Origin of the sequence: Pseudomonas sp. N40(2020), from assembly GCF_014472415.1 — a bacterium.
Lineage (GTDB): Bacteria > Pseudomonadota > Gammaproteobacteria > Pseudomonadales > Pseudomonadaceae > Aquipseudomonas.
In genome coordinates this window covers 72,934-90,398 of sequence record NZ_JACSZV010000011.1, presented here as the reverse complement: position 1 = coordinate 90,398, position 17,465 = coordinate 72,934, and the positions used below count along the sequence as shown (strand labels likewise).

The following is a 17,465-nucleotide window of genomic DNA, read 5'->3' as shown; positions in this document are numbered from 1 at the left end:
AGGCACCATGAAAATCACCACTGCAATCCTTGCCGGGCTACTCGCCCTTGGTTCCGCCAGCGCCTTCGCCGAAGGTGGCGCAGAACGCATGCGCTATTACTACGACAACTTGCCGGTACACCACGCGCAAAGCGAGCAATCGAGCGACGTCAAAGCGAAAGAAATCCGGGTTCCAGCCGATCAGACGGCGCAAGTGACCGAGTCCTATCGCGACTGAGTTTTATCGAGCAACCGATGAACCTCCCACGACTGTGCGCAGGATGGGGAGATGACAGTTGGGCGCCCTTTTCGGGCGCCTTTTTTATGCCTGCAGATCCTTGATCCAGAACAGCATGCGCCCGTGATTCGGGTCGAACATACCAGGCGCAAAGCCGAACTTGCTGTAGGCGTTTTGCGCAATTGCATTGCCTTCCAAGACTTCAAGAGTGATCTTGCAGCAGCCGCGCTGCCGGGCGATTTCCTCGACCTTGCGCAGCATTTTCTGACTCAGCCCCAAACCGCGAAACTTGCTCATCACCGCCACATCGTGGACGTTGACCAACGGCTTGCAGGCGAAGGTGGAAAAGCCCTCGAAGCAGTTCACCAGCCCGGCCGGCTCGCCGCCGACAAACGCCAGCACGCTGAATGCATGCGCTCGCCGCGCCAGTTCTTCAGGCAACCGGCGCAGCAATTCAGGGTCGATCGGGTGACCGCCGCCCATGGGGTCTTCTGCATAGTGATTGAGCACCACGCCGATGGCCTCGGCGTGCAGTGGATTGGTGTAACTGGCTTGAAGCACAAGAATTTCAGCGGAATCCATTTCCATCCCCAAACACACAAAAGCCCCAACGCGCAAAGTGCTTGCTGAAAGGCTCTGCGACCTTAGCGCGAGCGTGATGCGAAAAGCAAAATCAAAAGATCAATGCCCCCAGACCAGCTCCTCGGTCCAGCCCAGTTCTGCGAAATCCACGGCTCGTAATCCGGCCTCGCCTACGCAGAAAAACTCATCCAGTTGCGGAGGCTTCACCGATGTGTCACTGAGCATCGCGTGGACCTGACCCCGGTGATGGATCTGGTGCTCGAACAGATGCGAAAGCATGCGCAGACGACTGTCGTGCTGCGGGGTATCGCGGGCGATTGTCACGATACGTCCAAGATCGGCATCGCGCAGTTGCTCGCAATAAGCGATCAGCCGCCGGTCTACATGGGCCTGTTCTTCGCGCAATCGAGCAGCGTCGGTAAACGGTTCGTCAGCGTTGAAAAACACATAACAGTCCGGGTGTGGCTCATCAGCGCGCAACTCGCGCTCCAGCGCATCCACGTAGAACCAGTCGCACGTCAGGATGTGATTGAGGGTCAGGCGGATGCCGGGAAAGAAACTCACCCGTGGCGCTGTCAGTGCTGCGTCGTCGAGTTGCGTCCATGCCTTGGCCAAGCGGTGATTGGCCCAGGCATTCTGGTAAGCCATGGTCAGCAGATGATGGGATAGCGGCTGAGTCATGTATGCGCCCTCTTCACTCAAGCTTCGGCAAAGCGCTGCAACTGCATCTCTTGCAAACGGCTGAGGGTCCGCCGGAACGGGAATTCCAGATAGCCCTCGGTGTACAGCGCGTCCATGGCCGCGTGTGCCTCGATGTACAGCGGTACCTTGCGGTCGTAGCACTCGTCGACCAGCGCGATGAACCGCCGGACGCCATCGTCGTGAACCGACAACTGCGGCAACTCGCGATCACCCGCCACCACCCGCTGGGCGCCGTCTTCGGTGCCGCGAGCGATGCGCCCTTCGCGCTTCTGTGCGCTGAGGTTCGGCACGTCGCTCAAAAGAATAGCCCGATAGGTGTCGCACAGTGCGATGAAATCCATCGCGGCGAACGGTTGCTCGCACAGATCAGCGTAACGGCACCACAGCACGGTTTCACTGGCCTGCACCACGTTCAACACGCGATGGCCAACCGGCACCGGCTCGGCGCTGGACGATTGACCGGCCGTCAGCGTTTTGAAGACTTCATCTAATGCGCTGACGCCCTCGGGAGGGGCAACAAAATAGCGCTGCTGGATCGCCCCCGGATGCAAACGATGATCCTCGACGCCGTTTACCGCAACCACATGCATATGCGCCTTGATCGCGGCGATCGCCGGGACGAAACGGTCGCGATTGAAGCCGTCGGCGTACAAATCATCCGGTGGCAGGTTGGACGTACAGACCACCACCACGCCTTCGTCGAACATCACCTGAAACAATCGCCCGAGAATGATCGCATCGCCGATGTCGTTGACGAACAGTTCGTCGAAGCAGAGTACCCGCACCTCTGCCGCCAGCTCTTTGGCCAATGCGCGCAAGGGATCGGCGATCCCGGTCAACTGAAATGAACGTTGGTGCACCCAGCCCATGAAGTGATGGAAATGCTGACGCCGCGCCGGCACCCGCAGGCTCTGATAGAACTGATCCATCAGCCAGGTCTTGCCGCGTCCGACCGGCCCCCACAAATACACCCCGGTGATCGATCGAGCGCCGGTGTGCAAGGCTTCATGGCATTTTTGCAGCGCAAAGACGGCATGCTCCTGAGCCTCATCCTGGATGAAACCCTTGTGTTCGATGGCGTGCTGCCAGGCGCTTAGCGGGGAGTCGAAAGTCATGCGCGCCAGTATGCCACGATGCCCTGCAGCCCAAACATCCCCTGTAGGAACTGCCCGAGCCTTCGGCAGCTCTTACACAGGTTTTTGTGGGCTTCAGAGATCGACTTTGTGCCTGGCGGCGTAGAGGCAGAGCATTTCCATGGCCAATGTCGCCGCCGCAAGCGAGGTGACTTCCGCGTGATCGTAGGCCGGCGCAACTTCCACTACGTCCATGCCCACCAGATTAATGCCGCGCAGGCCGCCGAGAATTTCCAGCGCTTGCACGGTGCTCAATCCGCCGCACACCGGCGTTCCGGTCCCCGGGGCAAATGCCGGGTCAAGGCAGTCGATGTCGAATGTCAGGTACACCGGGTTGTCGCCCACCCGTGCCCGGATCGCCTCGACAATCGCCTCGCAGCCTTGCCGATGCACCTGTCGGGCGTCGAGTACCTGAAAGCCCTGATGATCATCGTTGGTAGTGCGCAAACCGATCTGCACCGAACGCGCCGGGTCTACCAAACCTTCCCGCGCGGCATGCCAGAACATGGTGCCATGATCGACCCGTTTACCCTCCTCGTCCGGCCAGGTATCGCTGTGCGCATCGAAGTGGATCAGCGACAGCGTGCCGTGCTTGCGTGCGTGGGCCTTGAGCAGCGGATAGCTGATGAAGTGGTCGCCACCGAACGTGAGCATGGCGCTGCCGGCACTGAGAATATATTCAGCGTGGGCCTCAATGCTTTCCGGGATGGTGTGCGGCGAGCCGTAATCGAAATCACAATCGCCGTAATCGATCACTGCCAGATGATCGAAAGGATCAAATGCCCACGGCCAGTGGCGTTCCCAGGCAATGCCGCTGGACGCTGCGCGAATCCCCCGTGGCCCGAAGCGCGCGCCCGGACGGTTGCTGGTGGCGGTGTCGAACGGCACGCCGCTGACCGCCACGTCGACACCGCGCAAGTCACGACTATAGCGGCGGCGCATGAAACTGGTAATCCCGGCGTAGGTGCTTTCGGCGGCAGTGCCGAACAGGCTGTCACGGGTCAGGGCCTGGTCATTGAGCATGGGCTGATCCATCGGTGTGCTCCTTGTTGTTATTGATGGCTACGGAAAGTGGTCCACAGACGCGTACGCTGACGCATGTCCTTGAGGTTCATGCTGCGGTCGGCGTAGAGCCGTTCGCGCACGTCGGTCGGTGGGTAGATATCCGGATCGTTGCGCACCGCCGCATCCACCAGCGGTGTCGCGGACTGATTGGCGTTGGCAAAAAACAGGGTGTTGGTCAGTTCGGCCACCGAATCGGGGCGCAGCATGAACTCGATGAACGCCCGCGCCGCCTTGGGATGGGGCGCGTCTTTGGGGATCGCCAGGTTGTCCTGCCAGATCAGCGTGCCTTCCCTTGGAATGCGGTAGGCGACTTCGTACGGTTTGTTGGCCTTGCGCGCCTGGTCGGCCGCCATGCTCGCGTCACCGTTGTACGTCAGCGCCAGACACACGTTGCCGCTGGCCAGATCGTTGATCTGGCGCCCGGTCGCAACATAGAGCACCGATGGTTGAAGTTTCTGTAACAACGCCTCGGCGGCGGCCAGATCCTGCTTGTCGGTGCTGTAGGGATCTTTACCGAGGTAGTGCAGCGCCAGCCCGATGACTTCCTGCGGCGAATCGAGCATCGCGATGCCGCAGTCCTTGAGCTTGCTCGCATATTCAGGCTTGAAAAGTAAGTCGAGGCTGTTCAACGGCACGTCTGGCAGACGTTGTTTCACCGCCTCGACGTTGATGCCCAGACCGAGCGTGCCCCAGGTATAAGGCACGCCGTAGCGATTGCCAGGATCGACGGCGGCGAGTTTCTCCAGCAGATCGGGGTCGAGATTGGCGTAGCCCTTGAGTCCATCGTGAGGAATCTCTTTTAGTGCTCCGGCCGCCAGCCCACGGGCCAATACGCTGGAGGACGGCACGACCACGTCGTAACCGCTACCGCCGGTGAGCAACTTGGTTTCCAGCACCTCAGCGCTATCAAACGTGTCGTAGCGCACGTGGATGCCGGTTTCCTGCTCGAAGCGCTGCAAGGTCTGCGGCGGCACGTAGTCGGCCCAACTATAGAGATTGAGGGTTTTGTCCTCGGCCTGAGCATTGATGACCACGGACAGCAACAGCGTGGGGAAACACAGCTTGAACACGGGAGCCATGACGAACACCTGACCGGAGGAAGTGGTGACAGGATGCGCGCTCGGATACATTGGCAAAATTCCAAGTTTATTAACCTGACTTTATTGCGGAGTAATGTGATGCTCGGGCAGCTTCACGATGTCGACCTGCAGCTGTTGCGCCTGTTCGTCCGGGTGGTCGAGTGCGGCGGGTTCAGTGCAGCGCAAGGCGAACTGGGCTTGAGCCAGTCGAGCATCAGCCAACAAATGGCCAAACTGGAAACTCGCCTCGGCTATCGCCTGTGCAGCCGTGGCAAGGGCGGTTTCAGTGTTACGCCCAAGGGCGAGCAATTGCTGATCGCTGTTCGCACCCTGTTCGAATCGATTGAAACCTTCCGCCATCAATCCTACGGCGTCGCCGGGCGTTTGATCGGTGAAGTGCGCCTGGGTATTTCCGAAGCGGTCGACCAATCGGTGCTTCAACGGGTGGCCGAAGCCATCCGCCGCTTCCGGGAACGGGATGAATCGGTGCGCATCGAGTTGATCAGCGCCATGCCCGGCGAAATGGAGCGTTTGCTATTGCAACAGCGGCTGGATCTGGCGATCGGCTATTTCTCGCAGGTGCAAAGCGCGTTCGACTACCGCCAGTTGTTCAGCGAGACACAGCACTTGTATTGCGCGCCGGGTCATCCGTTGTTCACCGACATTGCGCCCAGTGATGCCGCGATCGAGGCCTGTGACCGGGTCGATCATCCGTATCGGTTTTTGCGGTTTGATGAGCCGTTTCAGGGAAAACACTGCTCGGCGCGTTCGGAGCAGGTCGAGGGCACGCTGGCGTTTATTTTGTCGGGCAAGCATGTCGGTTATCTGCCCGATCACTATGCGCGTGGCTGGCAGGAAAAGGGCTTGTTGCGGCCCGTGCGCGAGGGCGAGTTGAGTTTTGACGTGGCGTTTCATCTGGCTCGGCACCGTGCGCAGGTACCCGGGGATGCGCAGATTGCCTTTGAAGAGGATTTGCTTGCTGCGTTTGCTTGAAGATTAAAAGATCGTCCGAACGCGGCCCGAGCCTTCGGCAGCTCCTACAGATGGATAAACCTTCCTCGCCCAATAAAACCTGACCTTTCAGGCAGTTTTATTGCATTGCCCTCGCCGCCCTCTTCCGGCATTCTGCGCCTCCATTTTCTGACCCGGCCCCGCCTCACGGCACGCAAATCACCATGACCGCCTCTGAAAAAGCCCCACGCAACAACGATCTGATCTACGGCCTCAACGACCGTCCGCACCTCACTGCTACCGTGTTTGCCGCGCTGCAACACGTGTTGGCGAGCTTCGTAGGCATCATCACCCCGACCCTGATCATGGGCGGCGCCCTCGGCCTGCAAAGTGAAATCCCTTACCTGATCAGCATGGCGCTGTTCGTTTCCGGACTCGGCACCTTCGTGCAGGCCAAGCGGTTCGGCCCGGTCGGCTCGGGGTTGTTGTGCCTGCAAGGCACGAGTTTTTCCTTTATCAGCGTGATTCTCAGCGCCGGTTTCATGGTCAAGGCTCGCGGTGGTGGCACCGATGAAATCCTCTCGACAATTTTTGGTGTGTGCTTTTTCGCAGCATTCATTGAAGTGGTGCTGAGCCAGTTCATCGGCAAGCTGCGCATGCTGATCACCCCGGTGGTCACGGGCACGATCATTACGTTGATGGGCCTGTCGCTGATCAAAGTGGCGATGACCGACATTGCCGGCGGTTTCGGCGCGGCCGATCTGGGCGCGGCCAGCCATGTGTTTCTGGCAGCGTTGGTGCTCGGCACCATCGTGGTGTTGAACCGCGTCGACGTGCCGTTCCTGCGGTTGGGCGCGATTGTAATCGGCCTGACCCTAGGCTACGTGGTCGCGTGGCTGATGGGCACCGTGGATTTTGCCAGCCTGCCTGAAGTGCCTCTGGTCAGCGTGCCGGTGCCGTTCAAGTACGGCTTCAATTTCGATTGGGTGGCGTTCGTGCCGGTGGCAGTGATCTTCCTCGTGTCGCCGCTGGAAGCTGCCGGTGATCTGACCGCCAACTCGATGATCTCCCGGCAACCGGTCAAAGGCCCGTTGTACATCCGCCGGATCAAGTCCGGGCTGCTCGCCGACGGTCTCAACTCGGCCATGGCCGCCGTATTCAACAGCATGCCGATGGTGACTTTTGCGCAGAACAACGGCGTGATTCAGTTGACCGGCGTGGCCAGCCGCTACGTCGCTTTCTTTATCGCTGGCCTGCTGGTGGTGTTGGGGCTGTTCCCGATGATCGGTGCGGTGCTGCAACTGATGCCGAAACCGGTACTCGGCGGCGCGGAACTGGTGATGTTCGGCACCGTCGCCGTGGCCGGGATCAAGATCCTCGCCGAGGCTGGCCTGCATCGACGCAACATGCTGATCGTGGCGATCTCCCTGGGTATGGGCCTGGGCATTGCCGCCGTGCCGGAAGTCCTGCGCGAGCTGCCACAAGCGCTGCGTAACATCTTCGAATCGCCAATCACCGTCGGGGCGTTGTGCGCTATCGTGCTGAACATCTTCCTGCCGGAAGAATTCATCGAACTGGAAGAAGACGACTTCGACCCGGAAGCCTCTATTCTTCAGGTCATGGAAAACCCGGATGTCCCGGCCAAAGGTGAACCTGCCTCGTCAGCGGCTGTCGCACAGTTGAACCGTTAAAAGCGACGCCTGCGAAAAAGGGCTGCGCCGGTAACGGTTCAGCCCTTTTTTGTTGAGAGACTGTTTATGCGCCGTCTGCACGCCGTCATCCTGTCGCTACTGCTGTTGTCCCTCAGTGCCTGTGCGCTGTTCCCCAATCGCGATCCGGTGAATATCAATGTGGTCGGCATCGAGCCATTGACCAGCCAGGATCTTGAAGTACGTTTCGCCATCAAGCTGCGCGTGCAGAACCCCAACGAAACCGCCATCGACTACAACGGCATTGCCCTGGATCTGGAAGTCAACGGCCACTCGCTGGCCTCGGGCGTGAGCGATCAGAGCGGCACCATCGGGCGTTTCTCTGAAGCCATCGTCAGCGTACCGGTCAGCGTTTCCGCATTCTCCGTGCTACGCCAGACCCTCGGCCTGAGCCAGACGCAGACCCTCGACAACCTGCCCTACGTGCTGCGCGGCAAACTCGCCGGCGGGCTGTTCGGCACCATGCGCTTTACCGACAGCGGCAAGCTCAGCCTGCCCAAGGCCAGCGCCGCGACCTGGTAAAAATGCGTTAGCTTCGCACGTCTATCAAAGACACTCATGGAGGCCTCAGGTTTATGGAAGACACACCCACGCTGTATACCGAACGGCTGATCCTGCGCCCTTTGCAATTGGCAGATGCCGAGGCCGTACAGCAACAGTTTGCGCACTGGGAAGTGGTGAGATACCTCAACGCCGCTGTCCCTTGGCCCTACCCGGACGATGGCGCCCTCACCTATTTGCGTGACATAGCGCTGCCAGCGATGGTGGCTGGCAAGGAGTGGCATTGGTCGATTCGCCTGAAGGCCTCGCCGCAGCAGTTGATCGGCAATATCAGCCTGATGGATCAACAGGACAACAACCGTGGATTCTGGCTCGCGCCGGCGTGGCAAGGCCAGGGCCTGATGACCGAAGCCAGTGTGGCGGTGACTGACTACTGGTTCAAAACCCTCGACCGCCCGCTGATGCGTGTGCCGAAAGCGGCACCGAATATTGGCTCGCGCAGACTCTCCGAGCGTGCGGGGATGCGCTTGATACGTACCGATGAAGACAACTTTGTCAGCGGCCGACTTCCTCGGGAAATCTGGGAAATCACTCGTGAGGAATGGCAGAGCACTCAACACTGAACCCCGCCCCTGTGGAGCTGCCGAAGGCTGCTCCTACAGGGTTTCAAGTGACAGGAATTATGTGTTGAAACGCACACCCGGCTTGGCGCGTTCGTCCACAGACAATTCGAAGACATCCGGCCGCGCATAGTGGCCGACCACGTCATAGTCATACCGAGCACGCACCAGCTCATCCGTATCGATTTCAGCAGTCAGCAACCCCGCCTCCTCGCGCAACGGCCCCGCAAGCACATCGCCCATTGGCCCGACAATCACGCTGCCCCCGGCAATCAGCGGTCGATCCGCTGGCCAATTGGCAATCGCCACCCCCAGTTCATCCGGCGATGCCTGCACCTGACAAGCACTGACCACAAAACAGCGTCCCTCATGGGCGATATGGCGCATGCTGACCTGCCACATCTCGCGCTCATCCACGGTCGGCGCGCACCAGACTTCAACGCCCTTGGCGTACATCGCCGTGCGCAGCAACGGCATCATGTTTTCCCAGCACACCACCGCACCGAGCTTGCCGACCTGGCTGTCGAGCACCGGCAACGTCGAACCGTCGCCCTTGCCCCAGATCAGTCGCTCCGTGCCGGTGGGCATCAGTTTTCGGTGTTTGGCGACCAGACCGCCCTGCGGATCGAAGTACAACGCCGTGCAATACAGGGTGCTGCCGGCACGCTCGATCACGCCGATCACCAGATTGGCCCCGGTGCGGGCCGACAAACCGGCCAGCGCTTCGGTTTCCGCACCCGGCACATCAATGGCATTGGCAAAATACCGTGCAAATGCCTCACGCCCCTCCGGCAATCGATAACCCAGTTGCGTGCCGAATCCCTCACCTTTCGGATAACCGCCGAGCAACGCTTCCGGCATCACCACCAATGCCGCGCCGGACTCGATGATCGCCGCTTCCCAGCCCAGAATCTGCTCCAGGGTTTCGCCCTTGCCACCGGGCAAGGCACCGATCTGCAGCGCTGCAACAATTGATTTTGGCATCACGATGACTCCGTCAGTATCAAGTGTTGCTGATTCTCCAGCGCACAGCGATCATGAATAAAGACCCGATCACTGCTGAATGATATGAGCCATATGAATATCGCCGAAGTCGACCTCAACCTGCTGAAAGTCTTCGAAGCCCTGCATGAGGAATCCAGCGCCAGCCGCGCCGCACTGCGCCTTGGCGTGACGCAATCGGCGGTCAGTGCGGCGCTGCGGCGTTTGCGGGATGTCTATCGCGATCAATTGTTCGTGCGCACCGGACGCGGACTGGCGCCGACGCTCAAGGCCAATCAGTTGAAACCGGTGGTCAGCGATGCACTGAACAAATGCCGGCAGAGCCTGGCGATGATTGATCCGGCAGCCAATCACTACGACGGTCGTTCAGTCACCGTAGGGCTATCGGACGACTTCGAAATTGCCTATGGCCGACGGTTGATCGAGGAACTCGCCCGCAGCGCACCGAAACTGCGGCTGATCTTCCGCCAGACCCACAGCCAGATCGTCGCTCGCGCACTGATGGAGCGCAGCATCGATCTGGCAATCACCGCCGGCGGGTTCGCTGAACGCTTGCTCAGCCGTCAGGTGTTGGGTGAAGGGGGCTATGCGTGCCTGGTGGACCCGGCGAGCCTTGCGCCCGGCCAGCAGCAGATCGATCTGGAGGAGTTCGTCGCCCGCGATCACCTGCTGGTGTCGTCGGGTGGTTTTATCGGGATCACCGATGAAGGGCTGGCGGCGTTGGGCTTGAGTCGCCGGGTGTGCGCCTCGACCACGCATTTTGCTGCGTTGCCGTATTTGCTAAAGGGCAGCCAGGCCGTGGCGACGATTCCGACGCATGCCGCCGAGAGCATCGCCGCGCTCAACGGGCTGACGCTGCTGCCCTGCCCGCTGGCCTTGCCGCGCTACCCGATCGAACTGGGCTGGCGCACCAGCACGCAGATCGATCCGGTGGTGGTGAAGGTTCGCGAGGCGATTGTCGCGTGCTTCACCCAGGGCTGAAACGGCGTTACTTGCTCGCCGCCATCAAACGATTGATTTCACTGCGCACCATGTTGGCAAACTCCGGCGGCGACATGCCGTCCAGTTCCGCGCGCACCCACTCGGCCCATTTGCCCTTGCGCTTTGCGCGTTCGCCGAACAAGCGCGCGGCTTCACCTTTGGCTTTGCCCAGATTGTTCTGCCAGAGTTCGAACAGACGGGATTTCTCGTCTTCCAGCGCGGCGCGCTCTGCGAGGGATTTGTCGGCCAGATTGAAACTCATGGGGAATTATCCTGCTGCGTAAAATGGCGACATCTTACACGCTCGACGGAAATCTCCCGCGCAGGTTTTTATTCCTGACCTAAATTCAGTGCAACTTTTTACAAAGCGCCACACTCCATTGATCACTGTCCATTCAACTGCAAGGAGTCACCCAATGGCCCGGAAATCCGCCGTGCAAGCCGCCGAAGAGCAAATCAAGGATCAAGCCTTCAGCGAACTTCAGGCTCTGATCGAAGAGTCGGACAAACTGCTCAAGAGCAGCGCATCACTGGTCGGCGAAGAAGCGGAGAGCCTGCGCGGGCAAATCGCACTGAAGCTGCAACAGGCGCTGGATTCGGTCTCCAGCGTGCGCGACCGTACCAAACCCGCTGTCGAGGCCACCGAAAGCTACATCGGCGGTCATCCTTGGCAGACCGTGGCGATCTCCGCCGGTTTCGGTCTGGTGGTCGGCTTGTTGCTTGGCCGTCGCTGAGCCTCAGCGTAATAAAAAAGGCGAGCCTGTAGGCTCGCCTTTTTCATGCCTGCCGAAAACTCAATAACCGGCCAGTTCCCGCAACTGCACCAGTGTCTGTTCATCCAGCACGACACCCTCGACCTGCGACTTCGCCCGCTGCAAATGCCGACGATCACCCGGCAATCGTTTAAGCCCGACCCCGTGCATCTGCCGCACCAGTTCCTCACTGCGCTCGGCAAAACCCTGCCCGGCCGCCTTGCTCGGGTCGATCACGATCAGCAACTGCCCGGTCCACGGTGTTTTCGCACCCGGATGGTTTGACCAATCGAATTCAAAAGAAAAATTGCCGCCGGTCAACGCCGCCGCCAACAGCTCAACCATCATCGACAGCGCCGAGCCCTTGTGGCCGCCAAACGGCAACAACGCCCCGCCTTCAAGAATTGCCTTGGGGTCCTGGGTCGGCTGACCGAGGCTGTCAACGCCCATCCCGGGCGCCAGTCTTTCGCCTTTGCGCGCAGCGATCTGCACGTCGCCATGGGCGATGGCACTGGTCGCCAGATCAAAGACAATCGGCGCGGCACCGGCCCGTGGCGCGGCAAAGGCAATCGGATTGGTCCCGAACAAGGGGCGATCGGCGCCGTGTGGCACTACGCAGGTCATGCTGTTGACGACACTGAGCGCCACCAGTCCTTCATCGGCGAAAGGCTCGACATCCGGCCACAGCGCGGCAAAGTGATGCGAGTTGCGAATCGCCAACACGGCGATCCCGGCGCTACGCGCCTTTTCCACCAGCAAAGGCCGCGCAGCTGCCAACGCAGGCTGGGCAAAACCATTGCCGGCATCGACACGTACAAACCCGCTGGCAACATCTTCAACCTGTGGCACGGCGTGCCCGTTGACCCAGCCGCTGTTTAGGGTCGAGACGTAGCCAGGAATCCGGAATACGCCATGGCTGTGGGCGCCATCGCGTTCGGCTCCGGCGCAGTTGGCGGCCAGCACCTGGGCGACTTCGGTGGACGTGCCATGGCGCAGAAAAATCGTTTCAAGCATTTGCGTCAGCGCTTCGAGGGTTAACGAGGACGAGACAGCAGAAGACACAGAATTGTTTGGCGCAGACATCTGAAGCTCCAGAATGATTATTGGAGGGAACAACAGCGTACGGACAACTTGCCCAGCGATTAACCACGCCGCCCCCGCCCCCTGTCAACCCTTGGACGGCAGCAATGCCTGCAACACCTGCCAAGCGATAACTATCTACCACCTCGGCGTCGACCTCTCCTCCTAGTCTTGGGCCTCCTTTCTCGCGCCGAGCGCGCCATTACCGAGAGTCGAAGATGCCCGATCCCGCCGCCCCGTTGCTTTTCCCCGAAACCCTGAATTTTCCCGGCCAGTGGAAAGCGTTGGGGCAAACCCACAACCTCAACGGCAAGGATTTCGATTGGCTGGCCCATGTAAAACTGGCCACACAGGCGCTGCGCAACAAGCAATCGCCGTCCATGGTCGCGCAAAAAATTCGTATCGCAGCCGGCCCGGCGCCCGCCATCACCCTGGCCGGCAGTTTCATACTCACCGAGACCCCCGACGACAAGGGCGCGATCCTGTACACCCCTTACGACGGCATCAAGAAATACGACAGCCTTGCGACGCTTGAAACGTTACTTGAGAAGCGCTTGCAGGACGCTGATGAGCAGGATCAGACATTGGCCTTTCTCTCGCTGACCCAGCGCAGACAGGTTGTCGAGCAAGGGAGCCTCACGCTGACGTACGAAACCATCGACGGCGATGTGTTCGAGCATCAGCAGGCCGCCATTCTCGCGGGTCAGCAATTGAACGCCGAGGCCATGTTGGCCGAGTTGAAGCAATTGCCTTCGCTGACGTCATTGGTGGAAACGATCCTTGAGGATCTGTTGAAGGCCGATTTCCCCCACATCAAACGGGCCCAAACCCGGGTCAATTTCTACACCGACGCGACCATCAAAGACAGTGTCCCGGCGGCGTCCAGACACTGGCACGACTCAACGAGTCTGAGCGATGCGGTGCTGACGCTTTATCGGCATCAACGTTGGCCGACTGACCAGCTGCATGAGTTTTCCAACCCCAGGCATGCACCGTTCGCAGGCGATCAGGCGATATGGGAAAACGCTCTGCAACAGGCATCGGGCAAACTCAAGATATTGCTGTTTGGCGAAATGGAGCGCTTTTGGGAGGACCCTGCCAGGGCGGGCGCCTCGCGACGTGAATTCTTCGGTGAGGCCCTTGAAGATCAGGCACGCGCCGAGCTGATGCTCAAACGCGAAACCGGCATCATCGATGCCAGCCAGTTCGCCATCCTGCATCAGATGATTCGCCCCGCGGCCTTGCCAACCCGTCGCCCGACCATCGAAACCGTGCGCCTGTGGGAGTACGAACCCAACTTTGTCGAACTGGCAGGCTCGTTGATGATCAGCCACACCGACGCTTGTCTTTACACCCCGACCATGGGGCTGCAGGTGCTTGCCGATTACAACGACCTGAAAAGAACTGTGTTGAGCAAGTTCCGCGCGCCTGGTCACGAGGACGAACTGTACGGATTGCTGGACCTGGAAGAGCGCAAACGCTTTATCGGCTTCGACCGGCCGCAGGTGACCGGAGAAAGCGTTGGCGGCGAGATCTTTAAAGTGCTGTTTGAGGCGATCATCACCAAACAGAGACAGAGCATCGAATACGCCTTGCAAGTGTTCCGTCACAGCGACGGAGCCGTAGACATCCATGCCATGTTCGACAAGGCTCTGGATATTCGCGCCATGATTCATGAACGCCTGCTGGAGCTCGATGCCGGTGAGCGCTGGACCACACGGCCAGTGCTGGCGGGTGTTCAACAACCGTCCGAAGTGCGGGCGCAGAAAGCCGCAGTGGTCGCGAGAACCTGCGAAGAAATCGAGCCCTTGCTCACCAGTTCATTCAAAGTCCAGCCCGTGACCCGCGTCGAAGCACAACGCAGCTACCTGGAAAACATGAAATCACGACTGGCTCATTCACTCTTTGTCGGGGTGACGGGTGAAGCGGCCTTGCGCGTGCTCAGTGGTTCACTGAAAGCCGCCGAACAGATGATCGTCGATACCGTGTTCCACTCCGATCAGCCCAGCCGCGACAATCGGCGTTCACTCAACGGTTTTCGGCCTGATGCCTGGTCGATCACACTGGACACTCCCGGCGGTCAGGATTCATCGACGCTAGCCCACTGTGTGTTGCTGACTGAACGTGGTGGCCTCGACGACTTGCACTCAGGAAGAGTGATTGTGTGGACGCCCGCGCTGGGACTGGAAGCGTTTAACAGCATCGCAGTAGCGCGACTGGCGCTGAATCAAAGGCTCAAGGACAGCGCGGGGCGCCTGTCACTGTTGGAAAATCTGCTTCCACAAGAACGCCGATTCCATCAGCAATACACCTTGGGTGCCTTGCGGTTGATCGAAGACAATGTGCTGCACAACCTCGTGCAATCAGGCATCGAGCACTTCATTGCACGGTGTGACGAGCTTCGTCAGCGCTTCAAAGACCGAAGCGGACTGACTTCAGCGCTGGCCACTCTGACCAATACGGCCATCGATACCAATCTGCTGCGCACCATTCACCTGGCGAAGGCCATCAATCAACAGCAGGCGCTTCCTGCCTGGTTAGGCATGGCACCCATTGGCGAGCAGCAAATACACCTCGAACTGCTTGAGCAATGGCGTCACAGCGTGGTCGACCACAAGGACTACCTCAGCGGCATGCCTTCGCTGGACGAGTACGTCAATCGAACGTTGAAGTCACTGCTCGACACTCGATTCAAAGACAGCAAACTGGAACCGCAAGACATCGAAATCACGCCCAATCTGGCTTTGGCCGGGCCTGCCCGCCCCCTCACCGAGTTTGCGCTGAACCATATCAACATTGCCCAGGGCACCGGTTTCACAGTCGCCTCGAAAACCCTCAAACAGCTCCCGGACGGTCTGGACCAAACGACGGTCAGGCAATTGTTGCTGTCGCTGGACATCCCCACAACCTTCGCCAAATCGATAACGGACGCACTCACCGATGGCCATCCTGAGGCCAAAGAGCGCAAACAGCGCTTCATTCGTCAGATCCCCTGGCAACTGCTGCAACATGCCCATGGATTGAAACTGCAACAACAACTCTCCGGCAGCGCCTTCGACTACCTCTGCCAGGTGTTGGACATACCGGATGGCATAGCGCGCACCACCGTTGAAGGTGCTCATGCGCTTGTGTATCCGTTGTCGTTGATCAAAACCGCAGGCGCAGCAGCCGTGGAAGCGTTAGGTGTTTATGTCATTGGACCGGGCAGCGGCCATACCGGGCCTCGGGTCGTCTATGTGCCTTATGCGGAACAACTGCTGCGTGAATTCGCCGACGAGGCAAGCCTGATCGCGGCAGTGAACACACCGGGCACTTTTCAGGATCTGGTGATTCGCCGCCTGCCGCAGACACAGCAATCGGTGTTTCGGGGGCTGTTGCAATCAAGCGCCGGCCAAGTCAGCGAGATGACGCTGTCGGGCAACACCATCACCGGCAATCTTTTACACAGGTTCTTTAGCGACAACCTCAAGCTACTGCCGCAACTGTTGAGTTGCCAGTCCAAAAGCACCGCCCAAGCCGATTGGGACGCGGCGAAAAAACTGTTCAGCCATGGCGCCAGCCTGATCTCGGGCCTGCTGCCGGGCAAACTCTCGTACGTAACGTTTCTTTGGCAGGCTTACAAAGACTTCAAGGACTCGGCGGAAAATCTGCAGGATCATCACTGGACGCAAGCCCTGAAATCGTTTATCGCCGGTGGCCTGCAAATGATCACTCTGGGGCGCCTGGCGATCGAAGACTCTGCGGCCACGCAGGCCAGCAGCGAAACGCCTGCGCAAACGACAGCCGAAATACCGAGTACCACCCCAATCAAACCCGAAGGTAGCAGCGACGTCGCCGACACGACGACGAACCCGCCCGAAGTGGTCGCCCCCACCTGGTCGCAGATCCGGACAACCTCACCCCTGCGCACCGAGTTACAGCCATTTGAAACATCGGCTGTAGCACTCGAGGATCTCAAACGGGACACGAAGAACGGCACGTACGAGGACCCGACCAGCAAACACACCTACACCGCCATTGCCGGCAAGGTCCATCGTGTCGAACAACCGGGCGCAGTCTGGCAGATCGTCAACGATCAACAGCCCGGTCCGTCATTAAGGCTGACGGGGTCGCGTCTCTTGCTGGCGCCCGATCGTCATGCAGTGCACTACGGCAAAGCGATCTCCAAACTGCACAAGCGTTATGCCGTGGAGATGGATCGCAGGACAATGTTGAACATCGAAGCGATTGGCATGGCGCAGATACGGCGCGATCATCCGCAGAAGGCGCAAGTCATTCAGCACGCTGTCGATCTTGCGCGCTTTTATGCATTCAATTGCCTGCATAACCTGGCCCAGTTGAAAGCTAATGTTCCCGGTACCCGCCTGGACGGATTCCTCAGGGTGTTTTTTGGCGTCACGCAAGTTGATACCGGATTGTTGCGCAAACTCAACCAAGCGATTGTGCCCATTTGCCAGGCGTTAGTGGATCCCGACGATGACCTGATGAACACCGATCGCTTCGTCGTCGGCTCCAATACATTCTTTTCATCGATCATTGCGTTCGTGCTGAGCAACGACGACCGCAAAATGGTTCATTTCACCGAAAACTTTTTCAACCAACAACTGGATTTGTATAAATCGATACTGGGGCAACCTTTCGACATTGATGGCCATGCTCAAGCTGCGATATTGATCCACGAGTTCGCTCATCAATATTCCAAGGCCGAAGATTTCGCCACGTTGGAGTCGCGTCGCCCTTTTCACGACCTGATAACGACCTTCACGTTGTACGGATTGGCCATGAAACACGAACTGGAAACGTTCCAGGCACAAGCACTGTCACTCGCGACGCCCCGCGACGAACTGTTTGCGCGCTGGAGTAAAAAGAAAGGCTCGTACGTCAGTCTGGACAAGATCCCGGGGGCCGAGGACCTCAGCAAATCGATACTTACCCTGACATCCAGCCCAACCATGAACGAAGCACGCAATGCGTTTCTTGATCAGAACTCACCGGATGTGCGCATCGATGTGATTCTGCGCAACGCAGATTCCATCGCCCGGCTGATCTGCGAGATGGGCCGGCAACTGGATCCTGTGCCACAGCCCTGAA

16 protein-coding genes are annotated in these 17,465 nt (G+C 59.2%); 8 read left to right on the top strand and 8 right to left on the bottom strand.

Annotation, left to right across the window (positions count from 1 at the left end; translation table 11 throughout):
- The first annotated feature begins 7 nt into the window (after positions 1–7).
- Positions 8–217 (top strand): hypothetical protein, encoded by a 210-nt coding sequence (locus IAI51_RS10185; protein ID WP_187678357.1) that lies wholly within the window; start codon positions 8–10, stop codon positions 215–217.
- A gap of 84 nt (positions 218–301) precedes the next feature.
- Here IAI51_RS10185 and IAI51_RS10180 read toward each other — a convergent pair whose 3' ends face one another.
- From IAI51_RS10180 to IAI51_RS10160, 5 genes are all read right to left on the bottom strand, one after another.
- On the bottom strand, positions 302–799 hold the full coding sequence (locus tag IAI51_RS10180; RefSeq protein ID WP_187678356.1) for a GNAT family N-acetyltransferase: 498 nt from the start codon (positions 797–799) through the stop codon (positions 302–304).
- 99 nt (positions 800–898) lie between these two features.
- Positions 899–1,480 (bottom strand): DinB family protein, encoded by a 582-nt coding sequence (locus IAI51_RS10175; protein ID WP_187678355.1) that lies wholly within the window; start codon positions 1,478–1,480, stop codon positions 899–901.
- A 17-nt stretch (positions 1,481–1,497) separates the two neighbouring features.
- Positions 1,498–2,616: a cell division protein ZapE gene (gene zapE / locus IAI51_RS10170; RefSeq protein ID WP_187678354.1), complete on the bottom strand. Its 1,119-nt coding sequence runs from the start codon at positions 2,614–2,616 to the stop codon at positions 1,498–1,500.
- A 93-nt stretch (positions 2,617–2,709) separates the two neighbouring features.
- Positions 2,710–3,669 carry an agmatinase gene (gene speB / locus IAI51_RS10165; protein ID WP_187678353.1) on the bottom strand — a complete coding sequence of 320 codons (960 nt, stop codon included), beginning with the start codon at positions 3,667–3,669 and terminating at the stop codon, positions 2,710–2,712.
- Positions 3,670–3,686: 17 nt separating this feature from the next.
- The gene (locus tag IAI51_RS10160) at positions 3,687–4,778 is read right to left on the bottom strand and encodes a polyamine ABC transporter substrate-binding protein (RefSeq protein WP_187678352.1); all 1,092 of its coding nucleotides are present in this window, start codon (positions 4,776–4,778) and stop codon (positions 3,687–3,689) included.
- Positions 4,779–4,877: 99 nt separating this feature from the next.
- Between IAI51_RS10160 and IAI51_RS10155 the strand changes: the two genes are divergently transcribed.
- From IAI51_RS10155 to IAI51_RS10140, 4 genes are all read left to right on the top strand, one after another.
- Entirely contained in the window at positions 4,878–5,771 is an 894-nt protein-coding gene (locus tag IAI51_RS10155) for a LysR family transcriptional regulator (protein ID WP_187678351.1), read from the top strand.
- 182 nt (positions 5,772–5,953) lie between these two features.
- Positions 5,954–7,420 (top strand): nucleobase:cation symporter-2 family protein, encoded by a 1,467-nt coding sequence (locus tag IAI51_RS10150; RefSeq protein ID WP_187678350.1) that lies wholly within the window; start codon positions 5,954–5,956, stop codon positions 7,418–7,420.
- A gap of 66 nt (positions 7,421–7,486) precedes the next feature.
- Complete coding sequence (locus IAI51_RS10145) at positions 7,487–7,960, top strand: LEA type 2 family protein (protein WP_187678349.1); 474 nt, start codon at positions 7,487–7,489, stop codon at positions 7,958–7,960.
- 53 nt (positions 7,961–8,013) lie between these two features.
- A complete protein-coding gene (locus tag IAI51_RS10140) occupies positions 8,014–8,562 on the top strand; it encodes a GNAT family N-acetyltransferase (RefSeq protein WP_187678348.1) in 549 nt (182 codons plus the stop codon).
- 57 nt (positions 8,563–8,619) lie between these two features.
- Here the strand turns inward: IAI51_RS10140 and IAI51_RS10135 are convergent, their stop codons facing one another.
- Positions 8,620–9,543 carry a carbon-nitrogen hydrolase family protein gene (locus IAI51_RS10135; RefSeq protein ID WP_187678347.1) on the bottom strand — a complete coding sequence of 308 codons (924 nt, stop codon included), beginning with the start codon at positions 9,541–9,543 and terminating at the stop codon, positions 8,620–8,622.
- 84 nt (positions 9,544–9,627) lie between these two features.
- On the opposite strand from IAI51_RS10135, the gene IAI51_RS10130 reads away from it, so the two are divergent.
- Positions 9,628–10,542, top strand: coding sequence for a LysR family transcriptional regulator (locus tag IAI51_RS10130; RefSeq protein ID WP_187678346.1), 915 nt, complete (start codon positions 9,628–9,630; stop codon positions 10,540–10,542).
- A 7-nt stretch (positions 10,543–10,549) separates the two neighbouring features.
- Here the strand turns inward: IAI51_RS10130 and IAI51_RS10125 are convergent, their stop codons facing one another.
- Complete coding sequence (locus IAI51_RS10125) at positions 10,550–10,804, bottom strand: hypothetical protein (RefSeq protein ID WP_187678345.1); 255 nt, start codon at positions 10,802–10,804, stop codon at positions 10,550–10,552.
- 154 nt (positions 10,805–10,958) lie between these two features.
- Between IAI51_RS10125 and IAI51_RS10120 the strand changes: the two genes are divergently transcribed.
- Positions 10,959–11,276: a YqjD family protein gene (locus IAI51_RS10120; protein WP_187678344.1), complete on the top strand. Its 318-nt coding sequence runs from the start codon at positions 10,959–10,961 to the stop codon at positions 11,274–11,276.
- A 60-nt stretch (positions 11,277–11,336) separates the two neighbouring features.
- Here the strand turns inward: IAI51_RS10120 and IAI51_RS10115 are convergent, their stop codons facing one another.
- On the bottom strand, positions 11,337–12,377 hold the full coding sequence (locus tag IAI51_RS10115; RefSeq protein ID WP_187678343.1) for an Ldh family oxidoreductase: 1,041 nt from the start codon (positions 12,375–12,377) through the stop codon (positions 11,337–11,339).
- 215 nt (positions 12,378–12,592) lie between these two features.
- On the opposite strand from IAI51_RS10115, the gene IAI51_RS10110 reads away from it, so the two are divergent.
- Positions 12,593–17,464, top strand: a complete 4,872-nt coding sequence (locus IAI51_RS10110; RefSeq protein WP_187678342.1) for a dermonecrotic toxin domain-containing protein — start codon at positions 12,593–12,595, stop codon at positions 17,462–17,464.
- The last annotated feature ends 1 nt before the right edge of the window (position 17,465 follow it).